The 7,368-nt window shown below is 70.2% G+C and carries 1 protein-coding gene; it reads right to left on the bottom strand.

Translation table 11 applies throughout. The annotated features are described in order from the left end of the window. Positions 1–7,368 (bottom strand): SDR family NAD(P)-dependent oxidoreductase (locus tag AB0G47_RS40810; RefSeq protein ID WP_360781171.1); only part of this gene is annotated, 7,368 nt, incomplete at both ends.

Genomic DNA, 7,368 nt, shown 5'->3' with positions numbered 1-7,368 from the left:
AGGCCGGACGCGACCTCGGCCTCGGACGCCTGGACCGCGACCATCGCGCCACCGGACGGCAGCGCCTGCATCAACCCGGCACGGGCCGACACCACGGCTGCAGCATCAGCCAGCGACCACACACCAGCGACATGAGCCGCGGCCAACTCACCGATCGAGTGCCCCGCCAGCACGTCGGGGCGGACACCCCACGACTCGAGGAGTCGGAACAGCGCCACCTCGACCGCGAACAGCGCGGGCTGCGTCACACCCGTCTCGTTCAGCGCGTCGGCATCCTCACCGAAGAGGACTTCGCGCACCTGCGGGTCGAACTCCGACAGCACGGCGTCCAGAGCATCGGCGAACACCGGGAAACGGACCGCCAGTTCACGACCCATCCCGAGCCGCTGCGAACCCTGACCCGAGAACAGGAATCCCAGTCGGCCAGGCTCGCCGGCCACGCCCGTGACCGCGGCACCGCTCGGCTGCCCCTCGGCCACGGCCTCCAGAGCGGCCAGGAACTCCGATCGGTCGGCACCAATCACCACCGCACGGTGCTCAAGCACCGCACGCGAGGACACCAGCGCACGGCCCACGTCCCCCACACTCAGCTCAGGAGTCGTTTCCGCGAAGGACTTGAGCCGTGCGGCCTGCTCCCGCAGCGCCTCGGGGCTCTTGGCCGACAGCAGCCACGGCACCAGGCCCGCGTCGCCCGCCGGCTCCGGCGCCTCCGCCTGCTCCTCCTGCTCAACCACGGGAGCCTGCTCGACGATGACATGTGCATTCGTGCCGCTCACACCGAACGACGACACACCCGCCCGCCACGGCTGACCCGTCTCAGGCCACGGACGCGCCTCCGTCAGCAACTCAACGGCACCCGCAGACCAATCCACATGCGACGACGGCTCATCCACGTGGAGTGTGCGCGGAAGCACTCCGTGCTGCATCGACATGACCATCTTGATCACACCCGCGACGCCTGCGGCGGCCTGGGTGTGACCGATGTTGGACTTCACCGAACCGAGCCACAGCGGCCGGTCGCCGGGGCGGTCCTGGCCGTACGTAGCGAGGAGCGCCTGGGCCTCGATCGGGTCGCCGAGGGTGGTGCCGGTGCCGTGCGCCTCCATGGCGTCCACGTCGGCCGACTCCAGGCCCGCGCTGGCGAGTGCCTGGCGGATGACGCGCTGCTGCGAGGGACCGTTCGGGGCGGTCAGGCCGTTCGACGCACCGTCCTGGTTGACGGCGGATCCCCGTACGACGGCCAGCACCTGATGGCCGTTGCGCTGAGCATCCGAAAGCCGCTCCACGAGCAGCATGCCGACACCCTCACCCCAGCCAGTGCCGTCGGCGGCATCGGCGAACGCCTTGACGCGGCCGTCCGCGGCGAGGCCCCGCTGACGGCTGAACTCGATGAATGCACCCGGCGTCGACATCACCGTCACGCCACCGACCAGTGCCAACTCGCACTCGCCCTTGTGCAGTGCCTGGCTCGCCCAGTGCAGGGCGACCAGTGACGACGAGCACGCCGTGTCCACGGTGACGGCAGGGCCCTCAAGGCCGAACGTGTAGGACAGCCGGCCGGAGATGACACTTGCCGCATTGCCGGTACCCGCGTAGCCCTCCACGCTCTCCCGCGAGGCCATCAACAGGGTCCCGTAGTCCTGGCCGTTGGTGCCCACGAAGACACCGGAGCGGCTTCCGCGCAGCGAGTTCGGGTCGATACCGGCCCGCTCGAACGCCTCCCAGGAGGTTTCAAGAAGCAGCCGCTGCTGCGGGTCCATCGCCGCGGCCTCACGCGGCGAGATCCCGAAGAAGGCTGGGTCGAAGTCCGCGACATCGTCCAGGAAGGCGCCCATGCGGCTGTACGTGGTGCCCGACTGCTCGGGGTCGGGGTCGTACAGCGACTCCAGGTCCCAGCCGCGGTCGGCGGGGAATCCGGCCACCGCGTCCGCACCGGACTCGACAAGACGCCACAGGTCCTCCGGCGACTCGACACCGCCGGGGAAGCGGCAGCTCATGCCGACGATCACGATCGGCTCATCGGCCACCATCGCAACGGGCTCGTTGGCCACGACATCGACCACCCCACCCAGCAACTCGGCGCCAAGATGCGCCGCGAGCGCGGCAGGAGTCGGATAGTCGAAGACCAGCGTGGCCGACAACGCCAACTCGGTCGCCGCATTCAACCGGTTCCGCAGCTCGACAGAGCTGAGCGAGTCGAAGCCGAGCTCCTTGAACGCCCGCTCAGGCGCGACGGCGTGCGCCGAGCTGTGGCCAAGCACCACGGCCACATGGCCGAGCACGAGGTCCAGCAACGCCTTCTCCCGCTCCGCGACGGGCAGCACCGCCAGCAACTGCGTCAACGCCGACCCGGCAACAACAAGGCCGGACTCAACAGCCCTGCGCGCGGTGCCCCGCACCAGGCCGCGCATGAGGTGCGCCACGGGGTGGGAACGCGCCTGCCGGCGCAGCACAGTCAGGTCGAGAGGAATCGGCACCAGCGCGGCACGGCCCGTGGATCCCGCCGCGTCGAACAGCGCCAGGCCCTCGGTCGCGCCGATCGGTATCGCGCCGCCGCTGGTGATCCGTCGTACGTCGGCCTCCTCGAGGCTGCCTGCCATGCCGCCGCCGGAGGCCCACAGGCCCCACGCGAGCGAGGTCGCGGCAAGGCCGGACGCGTGACGGTGCTGAGCGAGCGCGTCCAGGAAGGTGTTGGCGGCGGCGTAGTTGCCCTGGCCAGGTCCACCGAGGATGCCTGCCACCGAGGAGAACATCACGAATGCGGACAGGTCCATGTCGCGGGTCAGCTCGTGCAGGTGCCAGGCCGCGTCGACCTTGGGCCGGAACACGGTGTCGATTCGCTCGGCGGTCAGTGAGCCGATCGTGCCGTCGTCCAGCACGCCCGCCGTATGCACCACCGCCGAGATGTCGTGCTCGGCGAGCAGCTCCTTGAGGGCTTCGCGGTCGGCCACGTCGCATGCCGCGTACGTCACTTCGGCGCCCTGCGCGGTGAGTTCATCACGCAGTTCCTCGGCGCCGTCTGCGGCGGCGCCGCGCCGGCTCACCAGGAGCAGGTTGCGCACATCTCGCTCGGCGACCAGGTGCCGGGCCACCAGGCCACCCAGCGTGCCCGTGGCGCCGGTCAGCATCACGGCGCCGGTGCCAAAGCCGGGGTCTTCGACCACGGACTGCCGTGCCCTGGCCAGGCGGGGCACGCGAACGTCGCCGGACCGCAGCGCCAACTGCGGTTCACCGGTGGCCAGCGCGGTCGGCAGGACATCGCGCGAGGCCGGCTCGTCGTCGAGGTCGACCAGCACGATCCGGTCCGGGTTCTCCGACTGAGCGGACCGCACCAGCCCCCACACCGCCGCCTGAGCGACTTCCCGTACGTCGTCATCGGCCGTAGCGGCGATCGCGCCACGGGTCACGATGACCAGACGCGACGCGCCGTACCGCCCGTCATCAAGCCAGGACTGGACCACATTCAGCGCCCAGTGCGCCGCCTCGTGCGCGCCGGTGGCCGGGTCGGACGTGGAGGTGACCGGGCACGGCAGAACAACGAAGTCAGGCAGCTCCGACGCCCCAGCCAGCGCCTCCAGGTCGGTCCACTCGACCGTCGGAACAACGTCACCGGCCAGGGGCACCGACACCCACTCGACGCCGAACAGCGCATCGCCCTGACCGTCACCGCCGAGCTGTTCCAGCGACACCGGACGCAGCACCAGCGAGTCGATCGTCGCTACCGGTGCGCCGGAGCCGTCCGCGACCGTCAGCGCCACTCCCTCCGCGCCGGTGGGCGACAGCCGCACCCGCAGCACCGTCGCACCCGAAGCGTGCAGCCGCACACCCGACCACGAGAACGGCAAGCCATCAACATCGCCGTCAGCCAGGCCAACCGTGTGCAGCGCCGCGTCCAACAGCGCCGGGTGCAGACCGAACCCCTCAGCCTTCACACCCTCAGGCAGCTCAACCTCGGCGAACACCTCATCGCCCTTGCGCCAAGCCGACCGCAACCCCTGGAACACCGGGCCATAACCCAAGCCCAGCTCCGCCAACCCGCCGTAGAACCCCTCCAGGTCCACGACCTCCGCACCCGCCGGCGGCCACTCCACCAGCGGAACCCCACCAGAGCGGCCACCCTCACACAAGACGCCCGTGGCGTGCCGGGTCCACGCACGGCCGTCGTCAGTGTCACCCACACTGGAGTGGAAGCTCAGCTCACGCCGGCCCGACGAGTCCTCGGCCCCGACCCACACCTGCACCCGCACCGAACCGCGCTCGGGCAGAACAAGCGGCGCCTCCAACGCCAACTCCTCCACCAAGTCGCATCCGACCTGATCCCCCGCACGCACCGCCAACTCAACAAACGCAGCACCCGGCAGCAGCACCGAACCCTGCACCACATAATCAGCCAGCCACGGATGCGACTGAACCGACAACCGCCCAGTCAGCAGCACACCGTCCGTGCCGCCGAGAGTGACGGTCGCGCCGAGCAGCGGGTGCTCGGCCGCACCGAGGCCGGCCGCCGCGACATCGCCGATCGCAGGCAGTACATCGGGCCAGTAGCGCTCGCGCTGGAACGCGTACGTCGGCAGTTCAATTCGGCGTGCGCCGCGACCGGCGAAGAACGCTTCCCAAGCCACCTGTACACCGCACACGTGCAGCTGTCCTGCAGCCGTCGTAACGGCCGTTGCCTCCGGGCGGTCGCCACGCAGTACCGGTACGAAGGTTGCCTCCGGCGCGGACTCACGGCCCAGCGCCGACAGCGTGCCACCCGGGCCGACCTCGACGAACGTACCCACACCCTCGGCAACCAGAGCCCCGACGGCATCGGCGAACCGCACCGACTCACGCACATGCCGCACCCAGTACTCCGCCGACGCCAACTCCTCGGTGGAGGCGCGGACACCGGTCAGCGTCGACACGATCGGAATCGACGGCGCCTCGTACGACACGCCCTCAAGCACCCGGCGGAACTCGTCGAGCATCGGGTCCATCAACGGCGAGTGGAACGCGTGACTGACCTTCAGGCGAGACACCTTCCGGCCCGCCTCACGCCAACGCTCCGCAACCGCCTCCACATCAGCGGCCACACCCGAAGTCACCACCGAAGACGGCCCGTTGACCGCGGCAATCCCGACGGTCTCCGACAGGTCCGACGCGACCTCGGCCTCGGTGGCCTGGATCGCCACCATCGAACCGCCCCCGGGCAGCGCCTGCATCAGCGCGCTCCGCGCCGACACCACCTTGACCGCGTCGGACAGCGACCACACACCGGCTACGTGAGCCGCAGCCAGCTCACCGATCGAATGCCCCGCCAGGGCATCGGGCCGCACACCCCACGACTCAAGCAGCCGGAACAGCGCCACCTCGACCGCGAACAGCGCGGGCTGCGTCACCCCGGTCTCGTTCAGCGCATCAGCATCCTCACCGAACAACACCTCACGGACCTCAGGCCCAAACTCCGCCAGCACGGCATTCAGAGACTCAGCGAACACCGGGAAACGGGCCGCCAGTTCACGCCCCATCCCCAGCCTCTGCGAACCCTGACCCGAGAACAGGAAACCCACCCGGCCAGGCTCATCGGCCACGCCCGTGACCACCGCACCGCTCGCCCGCCCCTCGGCCACGGCCGCCAATGCGGCCAGGAACTCGGACCGGTCAGCGGCCACGAGCACCGCACGGTGGTCCAACGCCGACCGCGTCGTGGCGAGCGAGAAGCCGACATCAGCGAGCGCGTGGTCGTCCACCACGGCCATCAGCCGCTCGGCCTGGCCACGCAACGCGCCCTCGTCGCCCGCCGAAAGCACCCACGGCACCACGCCGTCACGTACCGGTTCCGGTGCCTCCGCCTGCTCCTCCTGCTCGACGGCGGGGGCCTGCTCGATGATGGTGTGCGCGTTGGTACCGCTGAATCCGAACGACGACACACCTGCGCGCAACGGCTGACCGGTCTCCGGCCAGGGGCGTGCCTCCGCCAGCAGTTCCACGGCGCCAGCGGACCAGTCGACATGGGGCGACGGCTCGTCCACGTGCAGCGTCTGCGGCAGTACGCCGTGCCGCATCGCCATGACCATCTTGATCACGCCCGCCACACCGGCAGCCGCCTGCGTGTGACCAATGTTGGACTTCACCGAACCCAGCAACAGCGGCTCACCGCTGCGGTCCTGGCCGTAGGTGGCGAGGAGGGCCTGGGCCTCGATGGGGTCGCCCAGCTTCGTACCCGTGCCGTGCGCCTCGACCACATCCACGTCGGCAGGGGCCAGACCCGCGCTGGCGAGTGCCTGGCGGATCACGCGCTGCTGCGAGGGCCCGTTCGGGGCGGTCAGACCGTTGGACGCGCCGTCCTGGTTGACGGCGGATCCCCGGACGACCGCGAGCACCTGGTGGCCGTTGCGCTGCGCGTCCGAGAGCCGTTCGACGAACAGCATGCCGACGCCCTCGCCCCAGCCCGTGCCGTCGGCACCGGCGGCAAACGCCTTGCACCGCCCGTCCTCAGCAAGGCCACGCTGACGGCTGAACTCGACGAACGCACCCGGCGTCGACATCACGGTGACGCCACCCGCAAGGGCCAGTTCGCACTCGCCCGACCGCAGTGCCTGCACCGCCAGGTGCAGGGCGACGAGCGACGACGAGCACGCCGTGTCCACCGTGACGGCCGGGCCTTCGAAGCCGAACGTGTAGGACAGTCGGCCCGAGGCCACGCTGGCCGCGTTGCCGGTCGCCACATAGCCGCCGACATCCTCAGCGGCCCCGCCCAGCACCAGCCCGTAGTCCTGCACGTTCGAGCCGACGAACACGCCGACGCGCTCACCGCGCAGCGACGCCGGGTCGACCCCGGCCCGCTCGAACGCCTCCCACGACGTCTCAAGGAGCAGTCGCTGCTGCGGGTCCATCGCCAGGGCCTCGCGCGGCGAGATCCCGAAGAAGTCCGCGTCGAACCCGCCTACATCTGACAGGAAGGCACCCGAACGCGAATACGAGGTTCCCACCCCGTCCGGGTCGGGGTCGTACAAGGCCTCCAAGTCCCAACCGCGGTCCGTCGGGAACTCCGACACCGCGTCCCCACCGGACAGCAACACCTGCCACAGGTCCTCGGGGCTAGACACACCACCGGGATACCGGCAAGCCATCGCCACGATCGCGACCGGCTCATCGATCACACCGGAGACTGCGGTGGGAGCGGAGGGGACGACAACGTCCACGCCGGACAGTTCGGTACGCAGATACGCGGCAAGGACCGCCGCGTTCGGGTAGTCGTAGACCAGCGTCGCAGGCAGCGCGACACCCGTGGCCTCACTCAGCCGGGCGCGCAGCTCCACCGCCGTCAGCGAGTCAAAGCCCAGCTCCCTGAACGCACGGGACGCCGAGAACGCATCGCCCGACACA

Origin of the sequence: Streptomyces sp. NPDC021622 (assembly GCF_040640795.1) — a bacterium.
In the GTDB taxonomy this organism is placed as follows: domain Bacteria; phylum Actinomycetota; class Actinomycetes; order Streptomycetales; family Streptomycetaceae; genus Streptomyces.
Note: the sequence above shows the minus strand (reverse complement) of the source record. Positions and strands in the feature narration are given on the sequence as shown.